Source organism: Diaphorobacter nitroreducens, assembly GCF_002214645.1.
In the GTDB taxonomy this organism is placed as follows: domain Bacteria; phylum Pseudomonadota; class Gammaproteobacteria; order Burkholderiales; family Burkholderiaceae_C; genus Diaphorobacter; species Diaphorobacter nitroreducens.
Map to the genome: position 1 here is coordinate 788736 of NZ_CP016278.1, position 25267 is coordinate 814002.

Consider the following 25267-nt stretch of genomic DNA (forward strand, 5'->3'; position numbering starts at 1 on the left):
ATGTCGGGTTCACTGTGGCTCATACCCTAGCCAGCGCTCGCTGCTCAACGCACGCGCCAGAGGGGCGTCCAGCGGCAGGGGCTCACTGTGCAGCCGCGCGGCGATCAGTTCGCCGCACAGCAATGACAGCGTGAGCCCGCGCGCGCCCATGGCAGTGCACAGCCACAGGCCGGGTTGGCGCACCGAGTCCACCGGCCCCACGATGGGGCGGCGGTCCAGCGCGCCGCAGCGCACGGCCGCCCAGGTGCGCACGGGGCCGTCCGGCGTGGTGGCAGCCTGGGTGAAGGCGGCGTCCATGGCAGTGCCCAGGGGGGGCAGCAGCGCGTGCAGTTTGGCCTGGTTGGTGGCCAAGCCCTTGGCGTGGTCGTCAGGGCTGGGGGGCAGGGCGGTCTTCAGGCGCTCGAACGTGGAGCCCAGCACCCAGCCTGCGCCGTCCTGCAGCGGCACACGGGGCACCAGGTTGCCGTTGCCATTGAGCGGCTGGGGCGGCCAGGGAGCGCCCGCGGGGGCCTGGGCATGCAGGCCCCAGGCCAACTGGCCGCGCAGCGGATTCATGGGCCAATGCGCGTGCGTGAGCGGGCCGGTGTGGTGCCCGGCGCAAACCACGGCAAGTTCCGCCTCGGCCAGTACGTGCCCTTCGGCGTCCAGTGCCTGCCAGAGGGGCTGGCCGTCGACGGTGGTGCGGCGCAACTCCGCCACCGCCGCGCTGCCGCGCCAGCGGATGGCCGGGTCGTTCAGCAGGTGGGCGATGAGCTGGGGAGGGCGCACCCAGCCTGCGTGCTCGTGCCAGCAGGCCACCGTGTCTGCCGATAAGCCGTTGGCCTGCAGTTGTGCGGGTGTTGCGGGGCGACTCCAGTCCAGGCCAGGCCCTTCGCTCCAGGCCAATCCTGTGGTGCCGTCCACACGGTGCTCCAGCGTGCCGCACGCGCTCCAGACGGTGCCGCGCGTCTCGGCTGGAAGCTGCGCCAGCGTATTCAGCGTGGTGCGTACCCCCGCGCGCGACAGGCGCGAGATCAGGTTGTCGTCCTGCGAGACGTTGGGCGCGAACACCCCCGCCGGCAGGCCGGATGCACCGGCGGCAGGGTGATCGGCCCGGTCCAGCACCTGTACCTGCCAGCCACGGTGCGCCAGGCTGGCCGCCACGGCGGTGCCCGCCAGTCCTGCGCCCACCACCAGGCAGCGGGCCGGGGCGGCCACCGTGGCGTCTGGCAGCACGGGCTGGCCGGCGCGTGGCTCCCAGCGGGGCGCGTAGGTGGCCTGCAGGTTGTCGCGCTTGGGGCGGACACCCGGCACCTTCTGCACCTCGAAGCCGCACTGCACCAGCCCGTCCCGCACGCCGCGCGCCACCGTCCACGTCGCCAGGCGGGTGCCGCGACGGCAGCAGCGCGCCACGGCCTTGAGGGTGTGGATGTCCCACATTTGCGGGTTGTGCTGGGGGTCGAAGCCGTCCAGGTACACCGAATCCGCCGTGGGCTGCTGCTGCCTCAGCAGGGCTTGCGCGTCACCGATGTACAGCGTGAGCAGCACCTGCCCGCCGTCGAACGAGAGCCGGTGCACGCCCGGCAGCAAGCCCCAGTACTGCGCCGCCAACTGCTGGGCCAGCGATTGCAGTGTGGAATCGATGGGAGCGGCGCGCAGCAGATCGGCCGCGCTCACGGGCCAGGCCTCGCAGGAAACGAAGTGCAGCCGCTGTGGCCGGTGGGGGTCGGCGCGCCACGCGGCCCAGGTCACGAGGAAGTTCAGGCCCAGGCCGAAGCCGGTTTCCAGCACGCGCCACTGCGGCTGGTTCTGCCAGGCCTGGGGCAGGCCGCAACCGGCAAGAAATGTGCCGCGGGCTTGTTCCAGGCCGCCTTGCTCGCTGTGGTACCGGTCTGAGAAGCGCGGGCTGTAGGGCGTGCCGTCTTCCAGCCATTCAATCGGTTCGGACATGGTGTTGGGAGGCGCGAAAAGATTACAGAAACAGTGTCATTCCCAGCGCTGCTGGTACGAGAACACCGGCAGGCGCCAGTGGTAGTGCAGTGCCAGCAGCCGCAGCGCCAGGCCGGCGGCGAAACACACCAAAGTGCTGAGGTTGTTTTCCACTTCCATCGTGCGCAGTCCCAGAAACAGCAGGCACACGGCCAGGGACACGCTGGCGTACAGCTCGCGCCGAAAGACCACGGGCACCTGGTTGCACAGCACGTCGCGCAGGATGCCGCCGCTGATGCCCGTGAGCATGCCGGACATCACCACCACCACGGGCGGGTAGCCCAGTTCCAGGGCCACATTGCATCCGATCAGCGAGAACGCGATCAGCCCCATGGCGTCCAGCAGCAGGAACACGCGCTTGATCCGGTGCAGGTAGCGCGCGACCACCGTCGTCAGCAGGCCTGCGGAAATCACCAGGTACACGTATTCCGGGTGCTGCGTCCAGCCGATCGGGTAGTGGCCCAGCACCATGTCACGGATGGTGCCGCCGCCCAGCGCGGTCACAAAGGCGATCACGCTGACACCGAAGATGTCCATGTTGCGCCGGCCTGCGGCCAGCGCGCCAGACATGGCCTCGGCCGTGATGGCCACAAGGTAGATCACCAGCAGGGTGGTGAACTGTGAGAACTGGAACGAGTCCAGCAATGACACCGACGGCAACATGAATATCTCCTCAGGGAGCCGGGCCTGGGCCGCCTGCCAGGCGCCGTGGGCTACAACGGCAACGCCCCCGCCACAGTGATGCGACGGGGGCGACTGCAAAGAGGCGCTGCTTTGGCGCAGCGCTGCGTCATGCGCCAGGCGGGACGCAGCCAGCCTCAGCGTCTGCGCCGTGCCAAAGAAGTGGTTTTAGCGAAACCGCTTCTTGCAGCGCTGCACTGCGTTACGCGCTGGGCGGCACATAACCCGCCGCAGCGTCTGCGCCGCTGCCGAAGAAGTGGTTTTCCATCTGGCGGGCGAGGTATTGACGGGCGCGCGCGTCGGCCAGGTTCAGGCGGTTCTCGTTGACCAGCATGGTCTGGTGCTTGATCCAGTCGGCCCAGGCTTGCTTGCTCACGTTGTCATAGATGCGTTTGCCCAGATCGCCGGGGTAGGGCGCAAAGTCGAGGCCTTCGGCTTCCTTGCCGAGCTTGATGCAGTGGACGGTACGTGCCATGGAGCGATTCCTTGCTGAAACTTCAGACGTCAATGGAATAACGAACTGAAATCTTATTGGTTTGGATTTTGAAGGGCGACTTCCAGAATGCCTTGCATCGGTGAACCGCACCGACGCACCCTGCAACGAAAGCCCTTCATGAACAATCGCCGCGACTTTATCAAGTTTCCCCTGGCCACCGCCCTGACGGCGGTCATGTCCCTGACGTCTTTGCCGTCGTTCGCCCAGCCCGCGCAGTTCCTCAACGTGTCCTACGACCCCACGCGTGAACTCTATGTGGCCTACAACCAGGCCTTCGCACGCCACTGGAAGGCCAAGACGGGGCAGGAAGTGCAGTTCAAACAGTCGCACGGCGGCTCGGGCAAGCAGGCGCGTTCGATCATCGATGGCATCGACGCCGACGTGGCTACGCTGGCCCTGGGCGGAGACGTGGATGCGCTGGCCCAGCACGGCCTGCTGGCGCCCGCTTGGCAAAAGCGCCTCCCGCACAACTCGGCGCCCTATACCTCCACCATCGTGTTTCTGGTGAGGAAGGGCAACCCCAAGGGCGTGAAGGATTGGGATGACTTGGTCAAGCCCGGCGTGCAAGTCATCACCCCCAACCCCAAGACCAGCGGCGGGGCGCGCTGGAACTATCTTGCCGCCTGGGAATTCGCTAAGCGCAAGTACGGCAGCGACACTCAAGCCAAGGATTTCGTGTCCAAGCTCTACAAAAACGTGCCGGTACTCGACACGGGTGCGCGCGGCTCGACCATCACTTTCGTGCAGCGCGGTGTGGGCGACGTGCTGCTGGCCTGGGAGAACGAGGCGTTTCTTGCGCTCAAGGAGTTCGGCAAGGACAAGTTCGAGATCGTCGTGCCATCGCTGTCCATCCTGGCCGAACCCACGGTGGCGGTGGTGGACAAGGTGGTGGACAAGAAGGGCACGCGCGCGCTGGCGGAGGAGTACCTTGCCTACCTCTATTCCGACGAGGGGCAGGACATTGCTGGAAAGAACTTCTACCGTCCAACCAGCGAGAAGGCCAAGGCCCAGTACGACAAGCAATTCCCCAAGCTCACACTGGCCACCATCGACCAGGCTTTCGGTGGCTGGGCCAAGGCCAATCGGGAGCATTTTGCGGACGGCGCACTGTTTGACCAGATCTACAGCCGGCGTTGATCCGTCTTTGGATGAAAATCGGCGCTAAGCGTTGATGAGTAAGCGCTATAAGCTATCAAAAATATAGTTTGCAAAGCGCCCCGCGCTCCTTTGGCGAAGTGTGGGACGTGGGTCCGGGCCTCGGCGCGAGGGACAGCACACCCATGGCGGGGCACGCCGTGCCGCGGCAGGCGCCAACCCTTCGCGCGCGACTGCACTACCATGCCGCCCATGCTGACCGTTCACCACCTGGAAACCTCGCGCTCCCAGCGCATTCTGTGGCTGCTGGAAGAACTGGGCGTGCCCTACGACATCCGCCGTTACTCGCGTGACCCCGCGACCAGGCTGGCGCCCCCAGAGCTCAAGCGGGTGCACCCGCTGGGCAAGTCGCCCGTCATCACCGAAGGCGACATGGTGGTGGCCGAATCTGGCGCCATCATCGAGTATCTGGCCGAGCGCTACGGCGCACAGGCGCCGGCGGATCTGGCCCATCTGGAACCCGCGCGCGGCACGGCAGAACAGCGCCAGTGCAGGTTCTGGATGCACTACGCCGAGGGGTCCCTGATGAATTGGCTGGTGATGAAGCTGGTGTTTGACACCATTGCGCGCCAGCCCATGCCGTTTTTTGTGCGCCCCATCGCGCGCACCCTGTGCGCCAAAGTGCAGCAAAGACTCATCGGCCCGAATGTGCAAACCGCGCTGGCTTTCATGGACGCGCACCTGGCACAGCACGACTGGTTCGCCGGGGGCCACCTGACCATGGCCGACTTTCAGATGAGCTTTGCCGTGGAGGCGGCCCTCGCGCGCGGGGGCGACGAAACGGCCTGGCCGCACCTGGTGGCCTACCGCCAGCGTATGCGGGCGCGTCCGGCCTACCAGCGGGCGCTGGAGCAGGGCGGCCCCGTGGTGATGCAGGCCTGAGGGGCACTGCCGCGCCATCAGCCAGACCAGTCCTTCCCGTCCCATGCAAGCCAGCGCCCTTGTGTGGCTGCGGCGCGATCTGCGCTGCCATGACCACGCCGCCCTTTACCACGCACTGCGCCGTTTCGAGCGCGTGTACTGCGTCTTCGTCTTTGACACCGACATCCTCGATGAGCTGCCGACCCGGTGCGATCGGCGGGTGGAGTTCATTCACGCCAGCGTGTGCGCATTGGATGAGGACCTGCGCGCGCTGGCGGCGCGCAGCGGCGCCCCCGGTGGCGGCCTGATCGTGCGCCACGGTACGGCGGTGCAGTGCATCGTGCAATTGGCCCGCAGCCTGGGCGTGCGCGAAGTGCTGGCCAATCGCGACTACGAACCTGCAGCCCTGGCCCGCGACCGACGCGTGGCAGACGGCCTGGCGGCGTGTGGCATCGCGTTCAGCGACTACAAGGACCAGGTGCTGCTGGAGCAGGGCGAGGTGCTGAACCAGCAGGGCCAGCCCTACAGCGTCTTCACGCCATACAAACGCACTTGGCTGCAGAAGCTGGATGCCTTCCAGACCAAGCCTTATCCCGTGGAGCGCCACTCACATCACCTGGCCGTGCCCCCGGCGGGGGAGCGGCTGCCCACGCTGGCGGATCTGGGCTTCGTGGCCACCAACCTGGCTGATTTGCAGCTGCCTGTGGGCTCGCGCGGCGCGCAGCAGTTGCTGCAGGATTTCCTGCCGCGCATGGCAGCTTACAAGCTGGCGCGCGACTTTCCTGGGCGCAAAGGCGTGTCCTACCTGTCGGTGCATCTGCGCTTTGGCACCGTGTCGATCCGCCAACTGGCCTCACTGGCCGCGCGACAGGCCGCGCTAGGCTGCGAAGGCGCGCAGACCTGGCTGTCCGAACTGGCGTGGCGCGACTTCTATTTCATGATTCTGTGGCACCACCCGCACGTGGTCACCCAGGCATTTCGCCCCGAGTACGACCGCGTCCAGTGGGATGACGCGCCTGAGTACTGGCAGGCATGGTGCGCGGCGCGCACTGGCTATCCGTTGGTCGACGCCGCCATGCGCCAACTGCTGCAAACGGGCTACATGCACAACCGGCTGCGCATGGTGGTGGCGAGCTTTTTGACCAAGGATTTGGGTATCGATTGGCGCCGTGGCGAGCGCTTCTTTGCCCAGCACCTGAACGACTACGACCTGGCTGCCAACAATGGCGGCTGGCAATGGGCGGCGTCAACCGGCTGTGACGCTCAGCCCTGGTTTCGCATCTTCAACCCGGTGGCGCAGTCGCAGAAGTTTGACCCCGATGGCAGGTTCATCCGCCGCTATCTCCCGGAGCTGGCGTGTGTTCCTGATAAGCACCTCCACTTCCCTGCAAGCATGAAGCCGCTGGAATTGCAGGCCTGTGGACTGCGTTTAGGCATCGACTATCCACTGCCGGTAGTGGACCACGCCAGAGCACGGGAGCGTACCCTGATGCGGTTCCATTTCTTGGGTCGCGGGCGAGAGGCATCCTGAAAGGCGGGGAACCCGGATGTTTCATCTTGGGATCCGTGAGGAAGCATGTTTTTTCAAGGGAACAGTCAGATCTTTGAAAAAGTGTCTATGCAGCATCTATAATGGAGGGCTCCGGAGAGGTGGATGAGCGGTTTAAGTCGCACGCCTGGAAAGCGTGTGTGGGCTAATCCCCACCGCGGGTTCGAATCCCGCCCTCTCCGCCAGTCGTTCCAAGGGTTAGCAGGTACTCATCTGCTAACCCTTTTTCGTTGCGGCTCCTCTGATAACGAGGGCCGCAGCAGAGGCAGCACCCCGGCAAACCATATAAGGTTGGCGTGTGAACCAAGCTATCCCATGGCGACGGGCAGCGTGACCCCGTGGCCAACACCCTGGTTCCGCTGGGCGTGCAGCGGACCAACGGGGTTGAGTTAACCTTTGCCAGCGAAGTGGCGCCCACTTGGCAGATCTGGGCCGGTTATGCCTTCTTGGATGGTGAGATGACCACCTCGCCTGCGACGGATGCGGGCCAGCCTGTACAAGGCAAGCGGCCCACGCTGACTCCCCGGCACAGCGCGAACCTGTGGGTGACCAGGCACTGGGGCACGGTTTGGCCTGGGCGGCGGCCTGAACTATGTGGGAGCGCGGTTCGCCAACCCCGGCAACACGGTTACCTTGCCTGGCTACACCACGGTGGATGCCATGGCCTAACTACCGCCTGGGCGCCTGGGATGTGCAACTCAAGCTGAACAATCTGTTCGATAGTTTTGTCAAACAGAATTTTCAAGCGGCCTGATCGCCGGAAAGCCAGTCCCCATGCGGGTTTAGCGCCCGTGCCACGCTGCCCAAGATGCCCTGCCTGTCTGGTCTAGGAGCCGGATAAGAGCCAAGGGAAAGAACGCCACCGGACAAGCATGGCGTGTTCCAGCGCAGCAGTTTCCCCAAGTCCCCTTTTCCTTTGATGCCCATGTTGGGCGTCCCGGCGTGCCGCCGTCGGGTGTGCGGGCTGCGCCCCGCGCTTCGTGCCGAATCGCGGCCATCCGGCTTTTCCCCCTGACGCCTTCGGCCCTCGGCCGCCGCTATGGAAATTTCCCCGACAGTGTCTGGGAAATCTTCCCCGACGCTTTTGCTCCACGGGCCTGCGCGCTCCGCTTGCCCCAAAAGCCGACTTTGTGCAGTGGGCGGGGTGTAGGCGGTCTTGCTGTCTCCTTCACCGTATCACGTCGTTCTCGCTGTCAAAGGCGGCGCGCGCCATGCGCGCTTGCGTCCTGGCGGCCGTCTTTGACCTTCTGACAGCTTGCGCTGCGCCGTGCTGACCACGGTTCCGGGCAATTCCGCCCGAGCAACCGGAGCACGATCATGTCGCAACTGTCCTTTTCCTCGTTCGATGATGCTTTGCTGGTGCGTGACTCTCACGGGCGCTATGCCCTGGCGTCTGCGGATCAGATTCTGGAAGCCGCGCGCCTGGTCATTGACCAGAAGATGCAGCGTGGTACTTCGTTCACTTCACCGGCGGCCGTCAAGGAGTACCTGTTTGCCAAGCTGTCCGGCTTCGAGCATGAGGTGTTCGCGGTGCTGTTCATGGACACGCAGCATCGGCTGATCGAATACAGGGAGATGTTCCACGGCACGATCGACTCGGCCGAAGTGCATCCGCGTGAAGTGGTCAAGGAGGCGCTTCGGCTCAACGCGGCGGCGCTGGTCATCAGCCACAACCACCCGAGCGGAAATCCCGAGCCAAGCGCAGCCGACAGGGTGCTGACGAAGCGGCTTCGGGAGGCGTTGTCGATGGTGGATGTGCGCGTACTGGATCACATCATCGTCGGCGGCACGAAAACGACATCATTTGCCGAACGTGGCCTGATCTGATCCAGGGGGCTTCGGCCCCCTTTTTTGCTGCGACCGCTACCTGCTATGCCATCGCCCGCAGCCAGTCCAGCAAATCGGCCTGCGGGCCGTCGGGCTGCAAGGGCTGCGGCGACAGCAGGCAGTAGCGCGAACCGTCCTCGACAAAGCCCAGCGGCGCAGTCAGCACACCGCTGTCAAGGTCGTCGCGCACCAGATGCCACGGGCCGATTGCCACGCCCAGGCCGGCCACGGCCGCCTGCAAGCTGAAATAGAAGTGCTCGAAGGTTTGTCCCGCCGCATCCTGTACGGGCTGGCCTGCGGCTACCGCCCATTCCGACCATGCGCCCGGCCGCGTGCGCGAATGCAAGCGCGGCGCGCCGGTCTTGAGCGCGGCGCTGGCCTTTTTCGTGGAGAACCAGGTCGCCACCTTGTCCGGTCGGCAGACCGGGCCGACCTTTTCCGCGAACAGAGATTCGGCGTGGTAGCCCTCGGGCCAGGGGAAGTCGTCGCGGCGGATGGCCAGGTCGATGCCGCTGGCGAAGGAGAACGGCCCGCCGCCGGCGACCAGATGCACGTCGATCCCTGGATGCCGGGCCTGGAAGGCTGGCCAGCGCGGGATCAGCCAGCGCATCAGCAGCGTTGGCTCGCACGACAGCACCCAGCGCCGCCCCTGGCGGGCGCTGGCGCGCAGCTCGCCGACGGCCTGGCGCATCAGATCCAGCCCGTTGCCCACGGCCCGCGCCAGGGTGCGGCCGGCATCGGTCAGGAACACGCGCCGGCTGCGCCGCTCGAACAGGGCCACGCCCAGCTCGTCTTCGAGCAGGCGCACGGCGCGGCTGACCGCGCCGTGGGTCAGGTGCAGTTCGTTGGCCGCGTGGCTGAAGTTCTCCAGCCGGGCCGCCGCCTCGAAGCAGCGCAGCGCGAGCAGCGAAGGCAGGCGCGCATCGTTCGATGGTGAATCAGGCTCACCATTAATGTCAGAAATCATCGTTATTCACTGGGCCTTATTGTCGATAGCATCGCCTTAATACGTTGCTTTTCGACAGGATACGCCATGACCGAACTGATAGCTGTCATCACAATCACCTTGCTGGCCGTCATCAGCCCTGGGCCGGACTTTGCGATGGTCACGCGCAACAGCCTGATGCTGTCGCGCCGCGCCGGTGTGCTGACGGCCCTGGGCATCGGCCTGGGCGTGCTCGTCCACGTCACCTATACGCTGGTCGGCGTGGGCCTGCTGATCCAGCAGTCGTTGTGGCTGTTCAACGCCATCAAGCTGGTCGGTGCCGTCTATCTGATCTATCTCGGCGTGAAGATGCTGCGGGCCAAGCCTGCCGGCCCGCTGGCTGACAGCACCGTGGCGTCGCTGTCGGATGCGGCGGCGCTGCGCACCGGCTTCCTGACCAATGCGCTGAATCCGAAGACCACGGTGTTCATCGTTAGCCTGTTCATGCAGGTGGTACGGCCGGACACGCCGCTGGCGGTGCAGATCGGCTACGGCGCGTTCATCTCGGTGGCGCACATGGCCTGGTTCAGCCTGGTGGCCTTGTGCTTCTCCGCCGGCGCCGTGCGCGATCGGCTGCTGGCCGTGCGCCACTGGATCGACCGCGCCTTCGGTGGGCTGCTGGTCGGTTTCGGTGTCCTGTTGGCGGTAGCGCGCGGATCGCGCTGATCGTCTGGGATTTCCGAGACAGTGTTTCGGAAATTCAGCATGCCAAGGTTTGTGCATGACGTGGGGCGGTCTTGCTGTCCCCTTCACCGTATCACGTCGTTCTCGCCGTCAAGGGCTGCGCGTGCGAGCACGCTTGCGGCCCGTGGCCGTCCTTGACCCCTGACGGCTGCGCTGCGTCGTGCTGGCGACGGTTCCGGGCAATTCCGCCCGTGCAACCGGAGACCGTCATGAACGACAAATCGCACGTTTTCCTCGAACAACACGTTTGCCTGGTCTGCGGCGCTCGCTTCGACACCGGCGCCATCCTGCTGGACAAGCGCCTGCGCGCGAGCATGGAGCGCCACACGGCGACAGGCTGGGGCTTGTGCCCTGAACATCAGAAGCTGTCCGACGATGGCTTTGTCGCGCTGGTCGAATGCGATCCGCAGCGCAGCCGCGCTGCGGCGGGCGCCGCTCGCATGAAGCCCGATCAGGCGCATCGGACTGGTCGCCTGGCGCACCTGAAACGCGAGGTGTTCGCCGATGTGTTCAATGTGCCGATCGAGGACAAGCAGCCATGCGTGTTCGTTGAACCCGGCGTGATCGAGCAGTTGCAGGCGATGACCGCGCACTGATCGCGCGGCATTGATCCGGCGCGTTGTCCTTCGGGATGACGCGCTATTTTTTTGCTGCGTCCGCGTCCTTTGCACCTTCATGCAACGCTGCCTCGAAAAAGCCAGATGGTGTCTGGCGAATCTGCCATGCCGATGTGCATGGACGGAGAGGCGGTCTTGCTGTTCCCTTCATCGTGCCACAGCGTTCGCGCCGTCAAGGGCTGCGCGCCGATGGCGCTTGCGTCCTGGCGGCCGTCTGCGCCCCCTGACTGCTTGCGCTGCGCCGTGCCCCGGAAGGGTCGGGCAATTCCGCCCGGTAATCTTTCAGGAGTTCATGCCATGAGCAGCCATCACGATTGGGTCATCGAAGTCTCGGCGCAGCACGACGCGCGCAAGCCGTTCGCGCCGGAGAACGGTCAACCGCTGCGCTTCAAGGTCGGCGATGCGGTGATCTACACCAATGACTTCGGCGTGCAGTTCCATCGCCGCGTCACCGGGTTCTATCGGCCTGCCGGGCCTTGCGGGCTGTACGCGCTCGGCCGGCGCTACTTCATCAATTCGACCTCGCCCTGGATGCCGGTCGCGGAATCCAGCCTGCGCCCTGACGACGCGGGTTGATGCCTTCGCGCCCCTGCCGGGGCGCTGCGCGCTTCGCTTGCACTCCAGGGGAAGGCCATGCGGCCATCCCCGCCGCGCTGCGCTTGGCGCCCCTCAATGCAGCCGAACCGGCTCGCGCCGGATCGGCACTGTACGGCGTCAGTCGTACATCCTGTCCGGGCGCTCTCGCCGTACTCCGCGTTCGTTGGCTTCCAGCCAGTCGAATAGCGCGTCAATGTCGTGATCCAACTGGAACAGCGATGCCTCGGCCATCATGTGCCAGGTGGCGCATTCGTCGGCATGGTGCGCGTTGTTCACCACGGCATTGAGCTGCTGATGCAGGGCAAGGAGGCGTTTCTTCTCCGCTGCGACTGTCGCGCGGTCGGTCGTCCAGACCATCGAGGGCAGAAAGATGCCTTGGGGTGGCGTGCCGGGCGTTGAAGCATCGGCAGAGGGTGGTGTTGTCATGGGAAGCCCAGGAAGTGATGAAGCCCCCACGATAGGCAGCAGCTTGTCTTTACTCCAGTCGAAATTCGCCCAAAAACGCCCCGATTTCGACATCAGCTCCGACAACAACGCAAAGGCGGAATGGGCGTCCCCGGCCAGGAAACATGGCCGGTCGCGCTGTCGTGCTGCGCATCGAGCCTCGCTACGCGAGTCTCGCCCCTGACGGGCTTCCATCGTTCCCTCGCTCCGCTCGGCTGACGCCTACGGCCCGGCTTCCAGCTTCGGGCCTGCGCGCTTCGCTTGCGTGCGGTTCAGCACACCAGGGCGGCCGTTGCCTTGTCCAGCCATCTCTCCTGACTCCATCACCTTGTTCGCGACCGTAGCCCGCTCCCGTGTGCCGTCAAGGCGCGCAGGGCCGTGTCCTCGGCTGCGCCTGCGGGCCGCACCAACCCTGCGCTTGTTTCCTTGACGGCCCCCGTCCGCGCGCTCCTTTGGCCGCGGGCGATGAACTCAGGAAAGACGGTGGCAACAGGGCCAACCGGGTTCCTCGTGCCAACCGCACCGAACAGCCGAAAGGCTGGGCTCCGAATCTAGGAATCCGGTGTGCGGTGTGAACAGCAAACCCTTTTCGTCAGGAGAAAGACCATGCAACTCGCATCCCGTTTCGCTTCCCGCTCCCCTTCGCTGCGCAGCGACTACCCGCTGTCCGATGACCAGATTCACCGCGTGGCCCCGTCCATCTTCGCGGATGCCCCGCACGAAAGCCGCTCGCAGCGGTACGCCTATATCCCCACCGCCGCCGTGCTGGCCGAGCTTCGCAAAGAAGGATTCCAGCCCTTCATGGTGACGCAAACCCGCGTGCGCGACGAAGGCAAGCGCGAGCACACCAAACACATGCTGCGCCTGCGGCACGCGAGCCAGATCAACGGAGCGGAAGCCAATGAAATCGTGTTGTTGAACTCGCACGATGGCACCAGCAGCTATCAGATGCTGGCCGGCATGTTCCGGTTCGTGTGCAGCAATAGCCTTGTGTGCGGCGACACCGTGGCCGATGTGCGCGTGCCCCACAAAGGCGACGTTTCCGGGCATGTCATCGAAGGCGCTTACGAAGTCTTGCGCGGTTTCGACCGGGTGAAGGATTCCCGCGATGCCATGCGCGCGATCACCTTGGATGAAGGCGAAGCCGAAGTGTTCGCCCGTTCCGCGCTGGCTCTCAAGTACGACCCTACCGACAACAAGCCCGCGCCCATCACCGAATCACAAATCCTGATGCCGCGCCGGTTCGACGACCGCCGCCCGGACTTGTGGAGCGTGTTCAACCGCACCCAAGAAAACCTGACCAAAGGTGGATTGCATGGGCGCAGCGCCAACGGTCGCCGCCAGCAAACCCGCCCGGTGCAGGGCATTGATTCCGATGTGCGCCTCAATCGCGCCCTCTGGATGCTGGCCGATGGCCTGCGCCAGTTGAAAGCCTGATTCCCCACGCGGCAGGGGCAGGCAGCAGCCCTAGCCGCTTTCTTCGCTGCTGCATCCCTGAACCGATAGGAGTTATCACCATGAACGCCATTACCCAAACCGAAGCCCGCGCCATCCAAGCCCCTGCGCTGGAAGCAGCCGACCCGACCAAGAATCTGATTCTGGTTCCGCTGTCGCGGCTGGTGTCGCGCGCGACCGGGCGCAACGTGCGCAAGACCCCGCGCATGTCCATTCCCGAACTGGCCGCATCCATCCAGCGTGTGGGCCTGCTGCAAAACCTGATCGTGATCGCCGCCGCCGATGGCGAGCATTACGAAGTGGTCGCCGGTGGCCGACGCCTCGCCGCGTTGAAGCTGCTGGCGAAGAAGCACCGCATCAGCAAGGAATGGGACGTGCCTTGCCTGCTGGTGGCCGATGGCACCGCCCGCACGGCCAGCCTGACCGAGAACGTGCAGCGCGAAGCCATGCACCCCGCCGACCAGTTCGAGGCATTCGCCGCGCTGGTGGCCGAAGGCCGACCCATCGAGGACATAGCGGCAGATTTCAGCGTGTCCCCGCTGGTGGTGCAGCGCCGCTTGAAGCTGGCGAACGTCTCGCCCCGGCTGCTGGCCGACTACCGCGCCGAAGCCGTGACGCTCGATCAGTTGATGGCCCTTGCCATCACCGACGATCACGCCGCGCAGGAGGCCGCGTTCTACGATGCGCCGACATGGCAGCGCAGCCCGCACAACCTGCGCGACCGCCTGACCGAACGGGAAATCGACGCCTACCGGCATCCGCTGGTGCGTTTCGTCGGGCTGGACGGCTACCAGCAGGCAGGCGGCGGCATCCGCCGCGACCTGTTCGCGGAAGGCGACAAGGGCGTGTATCTGACCGATGCCGCGCTGCTGGAACGGCTGGCGCAAGACAAGCTGGCAGGCATCGCCGCCGAGGTGCAGGCCGAGGGTTGGGCTTGGGTGGATGCCACGCCGAGCATGACCCATGCCGACCTGCAAGCCTTCCAGAGTGCGCCGAGGGAACGCCGCAGCCCGAACAAGCGCGACGCGCAGCGTATCGAGAAGCTGCAAGCCAAGATGCAGGAAGTGGCCGAAGCCGTGGATGCCGCGCTGGACGACGAGGACGAGGAAAAGGCCGATGCCTTGCAGGAGGAAGGCGAGCGCCTGGGCGAGCAGTTGCAGGCGCTGGAAGATGGCTTGCTGGACTATGCGGCCAACGTGAAGGCCGCAGCCGGTGCCATCGTCAGCATCGACCGCGACGGGCAGGCCGTGATTCATCGCGGGCTGCTGCGCGAAGCCGAGGCCAAGGCGCTGCGCACGCTGGAACGGCTGCGCCACGGGTTCGGCAGCGAAGGCGAAGCCGACAACGACGACGAAGGAGAGGAAGCGGACAACGCCCCCAAGACCGCCGCCATGTCCGACCGACTGGCGCAGCGGTTGAGTGCCCACCGTACCGCCGCGCTGCAAATCGAAGTCGCCCGGCATCCGCAAGCCGCGCTGGCCGCCGTGGTACATGGCATGGTGCAGACCGTCTTGCAGGAAAGCTACTACGGCCACGATCTGCCGCTGGGTGTGAGCCTGAAACAGCAAGACCGGCTCGAAAGCCTTGCCCCGGACGTGTCGGAATCGCCTGCCGCCGTGGCGCTGCGCACCTTGCAGGAAGTCGCGGGCGAAGCCTTGCCGGAGGACAGCGCCGAACTGTTCGCCGCGCTGCTGGCGAAGCCGCAGGATGAACTGGTGCGCCTGTTGGCCGTGTGCGTGGCGTCCACGGTGGACGTGGTGACGCCCCGCGCTACGCCGCACCAGCCCGGCGCAGAACTGGCGCAAGCGGTGGGGCTGGACATGGCGGCATGGTGGAAGCCGACCGCAGACGGTTACTTCCAGCATGTGCCGAAGGCCGCGATTCTGGAAGCCGTGGAACAGTACGCCCCGGCGCACGTCACCCGGCTGGCGAAGTTGAAGAAGGCCGACATTGCCAGCGAAGCCGAACGGCTGGCCGATGGCACCGGCTGGATGCCCGCCATCTTCTGCGCCGAAGCCCCGCAGCAGGACGCGCAGGAGGTGGTGACGGACGAGGAAGCCGAACAGCCGGAGGAAGTCGCCGCCATGGCGGATGAGCAGCCGCAGGCCGAGGCACTGGCCGCGTGATCTTGCACCACAGATAGCGCCCCGGCTCCGGCCGGGGCGCTTCATGCCGAGGATTCCCCCATGAGCCACGACACCACGAACCGCCCCCGCATGGCCGCGACCTACGCCCCCGGAACGGTACGCGCCCGCCGCTGGCATGGCGATGGCGACGTGCGCGGCTACCGTCCGCCTCGCGGCTGGACGGCGCGCGCCGACCTGACAGACCTGCATCCCATCACGGGCCGCGCCTTGCCGCGTGCCGTGTGGTGGATCATCGAAACCAAAGAATAGGGAACAGCCCCGCGCCCAAGCCGTTCCGTCTTGGGCGCGGGGAATGCCAAAAAATCCGGGCGCGGCGGTGGCCGCGCCCGGTGTTCAAGGCCCAAAGCCAGAGCGCCCCTGCGCCGCCTTCGGGCAGGCCGCGCAGGGGCGGCGCACAAGTAGCCTTGTGCGCGGGAAACCCTCGAAGCCCATAAGTGCGTCGGCGCACAACGCCGACGACATTCCGAATGCGCCCCGCCCCAATGGTCGGGGCTTGTGGGCCTACGCCCCGGCTTGCTGCCGCAGGTTGCACGAAAGCGTGCCGTCCTCGACGCTGGCGGTTCGTCACCTGTACGTCACGAAGGACGGTTCACCGACACGCCACCCGGCCTTGCAATGGAGCTTCCACGCCACGCCTCAAGCAAGAGGCCGCCTGCTACGTCAGGGGCGCTTTCACCTTGTCGCTGGGCGTTGTCCTTGCCCGTGCCAGGGCGCAAGCCGGTGAAGCCGTCGCGCGGGGAGCCGAGCCGGCCATGTTTCCTTTCGGAGCGGGTCGGCCCAAGGCGTCCTGTCTGTTTGTGAATCCTGGCGGTGGCCGGGCTTCTATGGCTGCAACCTTCCAGCGAAAACAATTTCCCCTGCGCTGTGCGCATTCCTCGCGGGACAAATTCTTTTCGCTTCCAGGCGCTCCACTGCGTTGCGCCCGCAAGCGGTGCAGCCAGCCCGTCCCCCGCCGGTCGGATCACAACAGGACGCGATGGGCGCGAACCCTGTTCAACCGAAAGGAGATTCATCATGGCAAACATCGGCACCTTCACCGCAGAGAAAGACGGCTTCACCGGCACGCTTCGCACCCTGACCCTCAACGTCAAGGTCAAGCTGGTTGCCAACGACAAAGGCGAGAACGAAAACGCCCCCGACTTCCGCCTTCAGGCGGCCGGCCACGACATCGGCGCGGGGTGGAAGAAGACCAGCGAAGCCGGGCGGCCCTACGTGTCAGTGTCCCTCGACGATCCTTCGTTCCCGGCGACGGTCTATGCCCGCCTGATCGAGAACGAGGACGGCACGCACGACCTGATCTGGTCGCGCAGCAAGCCCAAGGCGGCCTGACGGCCGCCCACCGCGCCCCGTCCCTTGCGGCGGGGCGCGATGCTGCTGATCGCAGCGCCGCACGCACAGGGTTTCGGCAGTTGTCTCATGCGCCGCATGTTCAGGGCCGGCATCGCATCGGTGATGGTCGAATGGCTCGAAGCCCGTGGCGACAAGCGCAAGATGGCGTGTCGGCGCTGAAAGCGCCGCCGGGCTTTCGGGCTGCGCCCCGTGCCGACTTCGCCGTCACGGCCATGCGGCTTCAATCCCTCACGCCTTCGCGCCTGCGGCGCTGCGCGCTCCGCTTGCGGCTATGTCTCGAACGCCGCGATCTGGCTTTCCGTCTCGGCCATCAGCACCGCCGTACTGCAATCGAGTGCGCGGGCGATTTTGAAGATGATCGCCAGCGTGGGCATGTGTTCGCCACGCTCGATCTTGCCCATGTGCGAACGCTCGATGCCGGCCAGGTGCGCCAGCGATTCTTGCGCAATCCCTCGCTCCATCCGTAGCGCACGCACCGCCGCGCCGAAGGCTTGCGCCAGGTCGGCATCGAAGGTGGTAACGCCGGCCGGTCGGCCTGGCTGAACGGATCGCTTCTGCATAGACAGAAGCGTCGAATCAAAGGACAATTAAAACCACGTTATCTTTAACTCATTGGCGAAAAAACGGTGTTCCGTGCTTTTACGGAAATCCGTATCTACGGATTCCAACAGAACCGGGGAATCGCATCCGTGTCTTTCCGGCTTCCTACAATTGCGCTTCTGCGCTTGCGTTCTTCCAAGGATGCGATGGCTTGCGCATCCGTGCTTGCGCACGAAAGCACGGAGACGGTTTGGCGGTTCCGTGCTTCGACGCACAAGCGCATCCGCGCATCCTCGGTTTCGTGGAGGTTCCGGCCATGACCCTGCCACTTGTCACCGCTGACGAACGTGCCCGGCTGCTCGCCCACGGAGCGGCGCTCGCCGCTGGCCAGCACCTCGACCCGCTGCCCGTAGTGCGGCTGTTCACCCCCGACGCGCATGTGACCTGGCTGCTGGTGTCGCTCGACCCTGCGGATGACGACACGGCCTACGGGCTGATCGACCTCGGTATCGGGATGCCCTCGCTGGGCACGGTCAAGCTCTCCGACCTAGCCGGCATCGTCGGCCCGCGCAAGCTGCCGGTGCGGCGGGATCGGTATTTCCAGGCGCTGCGCCCACTGTCGGAGTACGTCCGGCTGGCGCAGGAGAACGGCGCGATCACGGACTGATGAAGGCCAGCGCAGCCCGGCCAGCCGGGGCGCATTGTGACTATTTCGGTCTTACCCAAGACCTGTACGGTCTCAATCGGCATTGATGCACCGAAGCGGTGCCAGCATGATGCAAACAGTCATGATCTTTGGCGCGGCCTGCGGCACGGTATCCGGTGCCGCGCACCATTTCCGGGTTGCGCAGCCGTCGCATTCAGACGATTGCCGCAACACGCCGGAGCCAAACGGTCTTGACACCGACAGTTACAGCTTAACCTTTTTTGATGACGACCTGATGGCGTTTCGATAGCTCCCGCACGGCGGAATCCGTGGCGACGCACCCCAAGCACAGGGAGGTCTCGCCATGACTGATCGCAGCGCCGAACACTGGTATCCGACAGCGGCTTATCTCTACGTCCTGCACCTCGACGGCCCCGCACTGGCGTGGGAATACTTGCGCCGAAACCCCGGCTACCGCCGCGACTGGCGGCGCCGTCGCCGGCGGCCGGACGCGGCGCTGGCTTGGGGCCTGCGCCTGCTGGAAGATCCCGCTCTGGATGCGCGCGACGCGCATCCGGCCTGGTTCCCCGATCATGATGCCGTGGTGCAGCTTGTTCCCGATGCCGACCCGCCGCCCGAAGCCGCTGCCTTCGAGTTCTGGCGCGTGCCTGGCCGCAAGCAACTGATCCATGATGGCAAGCGCCTGGTGCTGGTGTCGCACTGGCCCGGCTGCTGCCTGCGGCTCGCGCTCGCGCCCGGCCTGGAAGACGGCATGGCCTACCTGTACGCCACCCGTGCCTGCGCCGCGCCTTGCGCGCGCTACCGCACGCTGGCGACCGAGCTGGATGCGCTGTCCGCCGCGACCGTGGCCGCGCCTGCGGCAGCGGCGCGCTCCCGGCCCACGCCGGCCGCGGTGCTGGAACTGCACACCTTGCAGGCGCTCGACGCGACCCTGGCGGGCGCGTCCTTGCGCGAAGTCGCCGAAGGACTGTTCGGCGCGGATGCCGTCGTGGCCGACTGGCACAAGGACAGCGCCTTGCGTGCCCGCGTGCGGCGGCTGGTCAGGCGTGGCGAGGCGCTGATGCGCGGCGGCTATCGCAGTCTGGCGCAGGTCTCGCCAGTTGCATCGTAGTAAGGGGGGACGTTTTGCAGTCCCTGCAATTCGTCCCTTAGCAAGAAGCCCATCTTTCTTGAAAGTGCCTCTATCCGGCCGCGTGGTGTGGCCGGGCTTGATGGAGGTACATCCCATGCGACCCGCTCCCTTGCGGCCTGCCGCCGCTGCTGTCCCTGCGCCCGCGCAGCCCCAACGCTACCTGACCAACGACGAGGCCGCCGACTACCTGCGCCTGTCGCCGCGCACGCTGGAGAAGCAGCGCGTGATCGGCGGTGGCCCGAAGTTCCGCAAGTTCGGCCGCCGCGTCATGTATGCGGTGAGCGACCTCGACGCCTGGGCCGATGCGCGCAGCTACGCGGCCACTTCCGACCCGGAATATGCCGAACGGCATGCGGGCGACTACCGTGACGGCCGCTGACCATCGGCGCGTGGGTGGCCTTCGCCATGTCCAGCCCGCCAGGGCAAGCCTTGCAGCAGCGCGAACAGCTCGACCTGTTCCGCGCGCTGCCGGGCGACATGGCGCCACGCGACAGCCAGGACTTGATGGCCTTTCCGTTCTTCTCGCTGGCGAAGTCGCGCCGCACGGCGCCGATCGACTTCCGGGCAGGCGGCATCACCATCCGCGTGGAGGGGACGCAGGAGCATGGCATAGCGACCATTTGGGATGCCGACATCCTGATCTGGGCGGCCTCGCAGATCGTGGAAGCCCGCGACGCGGGCATCCCGACCTCGCGGCTGATGCAGGTGCGCCCTTACGAAATCCTGCGCTTCATCGGGCGCGGTACGTCGCTGCGCGACTACCAGCGCCTCAAGGCCGCGCTCGACCGGCTGCAATCGACCACGGTGGCCACGTCCATCCGCGAAACCACGGGAAGGCGACTGCATCGCTTCTCGTGGATCAACGAGTGGAAGGAACTGGCCGATGCCAGCGGCACGCCGCTGGGCATCGAGCTGATCCTGCCGGACTGGTTCTACGCGGGCGTGGTGGACGCGGCCCTGGTGCTGACCATCGACCCGACGTACTTCCGGCTCACTGGTGGCATCGAGCGGTGGCTGTACCGCCTGGTGCGCAAGCACGGCGGACGGCAGGAACACGGCTGGCAATTCGATTTCCAGCACCTGTACCGCAAGTCGGGCAGCGTGGCGCGTTTCTACGACTTCGCCGCCGACCTGCGCGCGCTGGTGGCGCGGCAGTCGCTGCCCGGCTACGTCCTGGGCATCGAGCGGATGCCTGGCGAGAAAACCGAACTGCTGACCTTCCGGCCCGTGCTGCATACGGCACGGGGATAAGTGCGGGAAAACCTGTTAATTCACTCGTGCTATCAGGCAACAGTGGACTCGTGCTATCAGGCAACAAATCCTCGTGCTATCAGGCAACAAAATCGGCCGCAAACCCGCGCCGCTGCTGGGTTTTCTCGCCCCTTAACTTCCCTAACAGTAAATACATAACTTTTAGTAGAAGCGCGCCGTTTCGGTGGACAACCACCCAACGGCACGAAATGCAGGAGCGAAAGACCGGCTTTCCAGCAGGGAGGGCCGCGCCATGATCCTTGCTCTGCTCAACCAGAAAGGCGGCGTCGGCAAGACCACGCTCGCCACGCACATCGCCGGCGAGCTGGCGATGCGCGGCCAGCACGTCATCCTGCTCGATGCCGACCCGCAGGGTTCATCGCTGGATTGGACGCAGCGCAGAAGTCAGCAAGGCTTGCCGCGGCTGTTCAGCGCCGTCGGCCTCGCCCGCGAAACGCTGCATCAGGAAGCGCCAGAACTCGCCAGGCGGGCCGATCACGTCATCATCGACGGCCCGCCGCGCATCGCGGCCTTGGCGCGCTCCGCACTGCTGGCGGCCGAGCGCGTGCTGATCCCGGTGCAGCCCAGCCCCTACGACGTGTGGGCCAGCGCCGAGATGGTTTCGCTGATCCGCGAGGCACAGGTGTTCCGGCCTGCGCTGCGCGCGGCCTTCGTCATCAATCGGCGCGTCAGCACCACCATCATCGGGCGTGAGGCACGGCAATCGCTGGCCGAACAGCCGTTGCCCGCGCTGCGCTCGGAGGTGCATCAGCGCATCGTGTTCGCCGACAGCGTGGCCGCTGGCCGGCTCGCCCGCGAGACAGCGCCCGACAGCGCCGCCGCCCGCGAAATCACCGCCCTGGTGGATGAACTGCTGCGGTGGCCGACATGACGGCGAAGCCACCACCACGCGGCAAGCGTGTCGGCATCGGCGCACGTCCGCCCGCGAATCCGCACGCAGAAGCGTGGATTCGCCAGGGCGATGCCGATGCGCTGGGCAAAGGCGACCTCTACACCGCGCGCCTGACCCTGGACATCACGCCCGCCATGCGGGCGCGCATCAAGGTGTCGGCCTTCACGCAAGGCGTGACCGTGGCCGACCTGCTGCGCGGCCTGCTGGAGCGGGAGTTTCCCGATCACCACAGGGAGAACACACCATGACCGCATCCGCTTTGCCTGCCGCGAACGCGGCACCGGCTATGCCGCTGCCTGCGCTTTCGGCACTCGCCGGACAGGCCGGCAACGTGCCGCTGACGCGCGTTTCGCTGGCCTACATCGAGGCCCGTTTCAAACTCTACCTGCGCTTTGGAGAACCTGCGCGCACACTCCAGCTAGACCGCTGGCGGCGCTGCGCAGTGTTCCTGCCGGGCGCGATGCTCTGCCGCATCCGCTGGCAGGCCAACGATTACGGCACGATCCGATGGCAGCTCATGGTGATGCAAACGTGCACGCCGCTCGATGCCGTGCAGCGCATCCCAGGCGTGCAGCCAGGCGCGCGCCTGCTGCTGCACGCAGAAGGCGATGCCAATGTGCGCGCCGTGCTGGAACGCATCGACGCCATCGAAGCGCTGGGCATCGCCGCCATCGACGTGTCGCCCGCGTACTGGCGCACGCTGGGCAACCGTCTGGCGGCCCGCCTTGCGCTGCCCGAATACACCGCCGAGCGGCACGCCGCTTGGCTGGCCGGGAAGGTGCTGCCATGACGGCCCCGACCAACACGGGCGGCGCGTCGGCCGTTGCGCCGCGTCCTCGCTTGTACCCACGTTCACGTTTGCGCGCTCGCGTCGTCGTGGCGACACTGGCCGCCATCGGTCTCGCTGCGCTGGCCTGGGCGGCTTTCGTGCAACCACCGCCGCGCCTGATCTACAACCCGTCCGACAGCGTGGCGGTCGGCTGGTATCGCATAGAACCGTTCGCCCCGCGCACCGCCTCGCTGCCACGTCCGTTGTCCGTGGACAGCATCGTGCTGGTGCCACTGCCCGACAGGGCCGCCATGCTGGCTGCGCAGCGCGGCTACCTGCCGACGCGCGTGCCGCTGCTCAAACGTGTGGGCGCGGTCGCGCCGCAACACGTCTGCATCGTCGCCGGGCAGGTACGCATCGACGGCGTGCCTGCGGCCGCCGTGCTGCCTGCCGACCGGCTGGGCCGGCCGCTGCCATCCTTGCAGCTTTGCCGCCGCCTCGAACCGGGCGAGCTGTTCCTGTTGAGCGTGACCAACCCGGCATCGTTCGACAGCCGGTATTTCGGCCCGGTCAGCGCATCCGCCGTGATCGGCGTCGCGCATCCGGTCTGGCTGGAGACACGCCCATGATGGCCGCCAATTCGCTGCGCTCCGGCGTGCCATCGGGCATGTCGTTCTACTGTTCGTCGCCGTGTCGTCGCGCCTGCCGTGCCGGTGCATTCGCACCGCACGTCGCGCTGCCTTCGGCGAAGCCGTCCAACGTGCAGGCGTCTTGCCTCGAACGCGCCCGGCCTGCGGCCTTCATGGCGTCAGTTCGCGCGTTCGCCGGCGCGCTGGCTGCTCCCGCAGCAGCGCCGCCGGGCCGCCGGTGCCTGGAGCGACAGCGGAAGGCAAAGGCGGAAGGCAAGATTGAAGGGTGCGGCACCAGGGTGCGCGCAAAGCCAGTCTGCACGTGGGGGTGGCGCGGCACGCGCCTTATGGCGGCTTCGTGCCGCGACAGCAGCCAATGCCTTGCAGCCATTGGAGAATCCGCGTGCCTCGCCCGCCAGGGTGCGACGGGCTTGCCTGGAGCCACGCCATGAACCAGCGCGGAAACTCCCCCGGTGACGACCATTTCCGCATCCGGCCCGGCAAGCCCAAGCAGCGCGGCGACACCTTTGTTTCGCAGGTGCTGCGCCAGGCCGGCAAGGCGGCCAACGCGACCGGCGGCAAGCGGGGCAAGGCGCCCGGTTCACGCCTGGGACGCGGCCATGTGGCGGCCCGCTTCACCGGCCAGTCGCTGACGGCAAACTCACGCCGCGCCACGGTCAAGGTGCGGCTGGTGTATCTCCAGCAGGCCAGCGGCCGCTCCACCGTCCAGCACCTGCGCTACATCGAGCGCGAGGGCGTGGACAGGCAGGGCGGGCCGGGCCATGCCTACGGGCCGGCGACCGACGAGGCCGACACCGCCGCCTTCGAGGAACGCGGCCGGGGCGACCGCCATCAATTCCGCTTCATCGTCTCCCCCGAAGACGCGGAACAACTCGACGACCTGCGCACCTACACCCGGCACCTGATGCAACGGATGGAGGCCGACCTGGGCACGCGACTGGACTGGGTGGCGGTCGATCACTGGAACACCGACAACCCGCACACCCACGTCGTGCTGCGCGGCAAGGACGACACCGGCAAGGATCTGATCGTCTCGCAGGACTACATCACGCGCGGCATGCGCGAGCGGGCGATGGAACTGGCGACCGAGTGGCTGGGGCCGCGCACCGAGCTGGAGATACAGCGTACCCTGGCCCGCGAGGTGGAACAGGAGCGATGGACAAGCCTGGATCGCACCTTGCAGCGTGAAGCCGTCGATGGCCTGGTTCACACGGAACGGCTTGCCGAACCCAGGCTGCAACGCCGGCGCCTGCTGCTCGTCGGTCGCCTGCAACACTTGCAGCGCATGGGACTGGCGACGGAAACGGCGCCGGGCACCTGGGCCATTCATGCAGAAGCTGAATCCACCCTGCGGGCGATGGCCGAGCGCGGCGACATCATCCGCACCATGCAGCGGGCGATGGGCGGCAGGCAGCGCGAGCTGGCCGTGTTCCAGCCCGGCCAGGACGATGGCGAAAACGGCCACACCATCGTGGGCCGTGTCGCAGGCAAAGGGCTGGCCGACGAGTTGTACGACCGAGGCTATCTGGTCATCGACGGCGTGGACGGCAAGGCGCACTACGTGGCGCTGCCGCCGCGCACCGAGCTGGAGCAGTACCCGGCCGGCGCCATCGTGGAAGTGAAGGGTTCGACCGAGGTTCGCGCCGCCGACAAGAACATCGCCGCGCTGGCGAGTGATGGCCTGTACCGTGCCGACCATCACCTTGCCATCGAACAGGGCCGGGCCAAGCCCGGACGCGACCCGCAGGAGGTTGTCGCCGCCCACGTCCGCCGGCTGGAAGCCCTGCGCCGGGCCGGCATCGTGGAGCGCGTGGCCGAAGGGCTATGGAAGGTGCCAGACGATCTGGCCGAGCGTGGTCGCCAGTACGACGCGCAGCGCCTGGGTGGCGTGGCGGTGGAGCTGAAATCGCATCTGTCCATCGAGCGGCAGGCCCGCGTCATCGGCGCGACCTGGCTTGACCAGCAACTGATCGGCGGCGACCGTGGGCTGGGCGACCTGGGCTTTGGCGGCGAGGCCAAGCAGGCCATCCAGCAGCGCGCCGACTTCCTGGCCGAACAGGGGCTGGCCGAGCGGCGCGGGCAGCGCATCATCCTGGCGCGCAACCTGCTTGGCACGCTGCGCAACCGGGAACTGGCGCAGGCCGCCAAGGACATTGCCGCCGAAACCGGACTGGCGCATCGCCCGGCGGCGGATGGGCAGCGGGTCGCCGGTATCTACCGGCGCTCGGTCATGCTGGCGAGCGGGCGCTACGCGATGCTCGATGACGGCATGGGGTTCAGCCTGGTGCCGTGGCGACCCGTGATCGAGCCACGGTTGGGGCAGCAGATCGCGGCGACGGTGCGTGGCGGCGGGGTGTCGTGGGAGATCGGAAGGCAGCGAGGGCCGACAGTTGGATGATCAATGCTCAGCCGGTAATCCATTCGCCTGGCTCGGCCCGCGGACGCTGAGGTCGATCACGTTGACGGCAAGCGGTCAATTGATTTCGCAGACTGGTCGGTGTCCAGGCTGTCGAACGACGGCGCTCAGCC

The 25267-nt window shown here is 66.4% G+C and carries 29 protein-coding genes and 1 tRNA gene; 24 read left to right on the forward strand and 6 right to left on the reverse strand.

Translation table 11 applies throughout. From position 1 onward, the window contains the following. Window positions 1-9: 9 nt before the first annotated feature. From mnmC to BA022_RS03705, 3 genes are all read right to left on the reverse strand, one after another. Complete coding sequence (gene mnmC / locus BA022_RS03695) at window positions 10-1929, reverse strand: bifunctional tRNA (5-methylaminomethyl-2-thiouridine)(34)-methyltransferase MnmC2/FAD-dependent 5-carboxymethylaminomethyl-2-thiouridine(34) oxidoreductase MnmC1 (RefSeq protein ID WP_088886602.1); 1920 nt, start codon at window positions 1927-1929, stop codon at window positions 10-12. Window positions 1930-1965: 36 nt separating this feature from the next. Beyond that, window positions 1966-2631, reverse strand: coding sequence for a trimeric intracellular cation channel family protein (locus BA022_RS03700; protein WP_011805061.1), 666 nt, complete (start codon window positions 2629-2631; stop codon window positions 1966-1968). Window positions 2632-2851: 220 nt separating this feature from the next. Beyond that, window positions 2852-3124 (reverse strand): oxidative damage protection protein, encoded by a 273-nt coding sequence (locus BA022_RS03705; RefSeq protein WP_011805062.1) that lies wholly within the window; start codon window positions 3122-3124, stop codon window positions 2852-2854. 138 nt (window positions 3125-3262) lie between these two features. On the opposite strand from BA022_RS03705, the gene BA022_RS03710 reads away from it, so the two are divergent. The 6 genes from BA022_RS03710 (at window position 3263) to radC (ending at window position 8537) form a co-directional block, all read left to right on the forward strand. Then, complete coding sequence (locus BA022_RS03710; protein ID WP_088888503.1) at window positions 3263-4282, forward strand: sulfate ABC transporter substrate-binding protein; 1020 nt, start codon at window positions 3263-3265, stop codon at window positions 4280-4282. 210 nt (window positions 4283-4492) lie between these two features. Beyond that, a complete protein-coding gene (locus tag BA022_RS03715) occupies window positions 4493-5182 on the forward strand; it encodes a glutathione S-transferase family protein (protein WP_187306008.1) in 690 nt (229 codons plus the stop codon). Window positions 5183-5225: 43 nt separating this feature from the next. Next, complete coding sequence (locus tag BA022_RS03720) at window positions 5226-6692, forward strand: cryptochrome/photolyase family protein (protein ID WP_088886604.1); 1467 nt, start codon at window positions 5226-5228, stop codon at window positions 6690-6692. Between the two features lie 113 nt (window positions 6693-6805). Next, a tRNA-Ser gene (locus BA022_RS03725) sits at window positions 6806-6895 on the forward strand. A 180-nt stretch (window positions 6896-7075) separates the two neighbouring features. Next, complete coding sequence (locus BA022_RS03730) at window positions 7076-7417, forward strand: TonB-dependent receptor domain-containing protein (RefSeq protein ID WP_236884914.1); 342 nt, start codon at window positions 7076-7078, stop codon at window positions 7415-7417. Window positions 7418-8027: 610 nt separating this feature from the next. Beyond that, a complete protein-coding gene (gene radC, locus BA022_RS03735) occupies window positions 8028-8537 on the forward strand; it encodes a RadC family protein (RefSeq protein ID WP_033475433.1) in 510 nt (169 codons plus the stop codon). Window positions 8538-8580: 43 nt separating this feature from the next. Here radC and BA022_RS03740 read toward each other — a convergent pair whose 3' ends face one another. Further along, window positions 8581-9504, reverse strand: coding sequence for a LysR family transcriptional regulator (locus BA022_RS03740; protein ID WP_033475436.1), 924 nt, complete (start codon window positions 9502-9504; stop codon window positions 8581-8583). Between the two features lie 66 nt (window positions 9505-9570). On the opposite strand from BA022_RS03740, the gene BA022_RS03745 reads away from it, so the two are divergent. The 3 genes from BA022_RS03745 to BA022_RS03760 all read left to right on the forward strand — a co-directional run bounded on the left by BA022_RS03745 (window position 9571) and on the right by BA022_RS03760 (window position 11399). Further along, entirely contained in the window at window positions 9571-10188 is a 618-nt protein-coding gene (locus BA022_RS03745; protein ID WP_033475437.1) for a LysE family translocator, read from the forward strand. Between the two features lie 227 nt (window positions 10189-10415). Next, window positions 10416-10802 (forward strand): hypothetical protein, encoded by a 387-nt coding sequence (locus BA022_RS03750; RefSeq protein WP_033475439.1) that lies wholly within the window; start codon window positions 10416-10418, stop codon window positions 10800-10802. A gap of 318 nt (window positions 10803-11120) precedes the next feature. After that, window positions 11121-11399 carry a hypothetical protein gene (locus BA022_RS03760; protein WP_033475440.1) on the forward strand — a complete coding sequence of 93 codons (279 nt, stop codon included), beginning with the start codon at window positions 11121-11123 and terminating at the stop codon, window positions 11397-11399. 138 nt (window positions 11400-11537) lie between these two features. On the opposite strand, the gene BA022_RS03765 is transcribed toward BA022_RS03760, so the two are convergent. Beyond that, window positions 11538-11846: a hypothetical protein gene (locus tag BA022_RS03765; RefSeq protein WP_053462382.1), complete on the reverse strand. Its 309-nt coding sequence runs from the start codon at window positions 11844-11846 to the stop codon at window positions 11538-11540. 624 nt (window positions 11847-12470) lie between these two features. On the opposite strand from BA022_RS03765, the gene BA022_RS03770 reads away from it, so the two are divergent. The 5 genes from BA022_RS03770 (at window position 12471) to BA022_RS19275 (ending at window position 16975) form a co-directional block, all read left to right on the forward strand. Further along, complete coding sequence (locus BA022_RS03770) at window positions 12471-13301, forward strand: DUF932 domain-containing protein (RefSeq protein WP_088886605.1); 831 nt, start codon at window positions 12471-12473, stop codon at window positions 13299-13301. 80 nt (window positions 13302-13381) lie between these two features. Beyond that, window positions 13382-15445, forward strand: a complete 2064-nt coding sequence (locus tag BA022_RS03775) for a ParB/RepB/Spo0J family partition protein (RefSeq protein ID WP_033474824.1) — start codon at window positions 13382-13384, stop codon at window positions 15443-15445. Window positions 15446-15505: 60 nt separating this feature from the next. Beyond that, window positions 15506-15715: a hypothetical protein gene (locus BA022_RS03780; RefSeq protein ID WP_033474825.1), complete on the forward strand. Its 210-nt coding sequence runs from the start codon at window positions 15506-15508 to the stop codon at window positions 15713-15715. Window positions 15716-16480: 765 nt separating this feature from the next. Then, window positions 16481-16795, forward strand: a complete 315-nt coding sequence (locus tag BA022_RS03785) for a DUF736 domain-containing protein (RefSeq protein ID WP_033474826.1) — start codon at window positions 16481-16483, stop codon at window positions 16793-16795. Between the two features lie 39 nt (window positions 16796-16834). Further along, complete coding sequence (locus tag BA022_RS19275; RefSeq protein ID WP_154583261.1) at window positions 16835-16975, forward strand: hypothetical protein; 141 nt, start codon at window positions 16835-16837, stop codon at window positions 16973-16975. Between the two features lie 110 nt (window positions 16976-17085). Here the strand turns inward: BA022_RS19275 and BA022_RS03790 are convergent, their stop codons facing one another. After that, complete coding sequence (locus BA022_RS03790; RefSeq protein WP_033474827.1) at window positions 17086-17376, reverse strand: helix-turn-helix domain-containing protein; 291 nt, start codon at window positions 17374-17376, stop codon at window positions 17086-17088. Between the two features lie 296 nt (window positions 17377-17672). Between BA022_RS03790 and BA022_RS03795 the strand changes: the two genes are divergently transcribed. The 10 genes from BA022_RS03795 to BA022_RS03850 all read left to right on the forward strand — a co-directional run bounded on the left by BA022_RS03795 (window position 17673) and on the right by BA022_RS03850 (window position 25136). After that, a complete protein-coding gene (locus tag BA022_RS03795; protein WP_033474905.1) occupies window positions 17673-18023 on the forward strand; it encodes a DUF2958 domain-containing protein in 351 nt (116 codons plus the stop codon). A gap of 106 nt (window positions 18024-18129) precedes the next feature. Next, window positions 18130-18312, forward strand: coding sequence for a hypothetical protein (locus BA022_RS03800; RefSeq protein WP_088886606.1), 183 nt, complete (start codon window positions 18130-18132; stop codon window positions 18310-18312). Between the two features lie 54 nt (window positions 18313-18366). After that, window positions 18367-19134, forward strand: a complete 768-nt coding sequence (locus BA022_RS03805; RefSeq protein WP_033474828.1) for a DUF2285 domain-containing protein — start codon at window positions 18367-18369, stop codon at window positions 19132-19134. Window positions 19135-19249: 115 nt separating this feature from the next. Further along, a complete protein-coding gene (locus tag BA022_RS03810; RefSeq protein WP_033474906.1) occupies window positions 19250-19534 on the forward strand; it encodes a helix-turn-helix transcriptional regulator in 285 nt (94 codons plus the stop codon). Between the two features lie 26 nt (window positions 19535-19560). Next, window positions 19561-20406, forward strand: a complete 846-nt coding sequence (locus BA022_RS03815) for a replication initiator protein A (protein WP_033474907.1) — start codon at window positions 19561-19563, stop codon at window positions 20404-20406. A 253-nt stretch (window positions 20407-20659) separates the two neighbouring features. Continuing rightward, complete coding sequence (gene parA / locus BA022_RS03825; protein WP_033474829.1) at window positions 20660-21298, forward strand: ParA family partition ATPase; 639 nt, start codon at window positions 20660-20662, stop codon at window positions 21296-21298. Continuing rightward, entirely contained in the window at window positions 21295-21567 is a 273-nt protein-coding gene (locus tag BA022_RS03830) for a hypothetical protein (RefSeq protein ID WP_033474908.1), read from the forward strand. The genes parA and BA022_RS03830 overlap by 4 nt, the downstream gene beginning before the upstream one ends. Continuing rightward, complete coding sequence (locus BA022_RS03835) at window positions 21564-22109, forward strand: DUF2840 domain-containing protein (protein ID WP_033474830.1); 546 nt, start codon at window positions 21564-21566, stop codon at window positions 22107-22109. Before BA022_RS03830 ends, BA022_RS03835 begins: the two co-directional genes overlap by 4 nt. Continuing rightward, window positions 22106-22717 (forward strand): S26 family signal peptidase, encoded by a 612-nt coding sequence (locus tag BA022_RS03840; RefSeq protein WP_033474831.1) that lies wholly within the window; start codon window positions 22106-22108, stop codon window positions 22715-22717. Before BA022_RS03835 ends, BA022_RS03840 begins: the two co-directional genes overlap by 4 nt. 448 nt (window positions 22718-23165) lie before the next feature. Further along, on the forward strand, window positions 23166-25136 hold the full coding sequence (locus BA022_RS03850; protein ID WP_033474832.1) for a relaxase/mobilization nuclease domain-containing protein: 1971 nt from the start codon (window positions 23166-23168) through the stop codon (window positions 25134-25136). The last annotated feature ends 131 nt before the right edge of the window (window positions 25137-25267 follow it).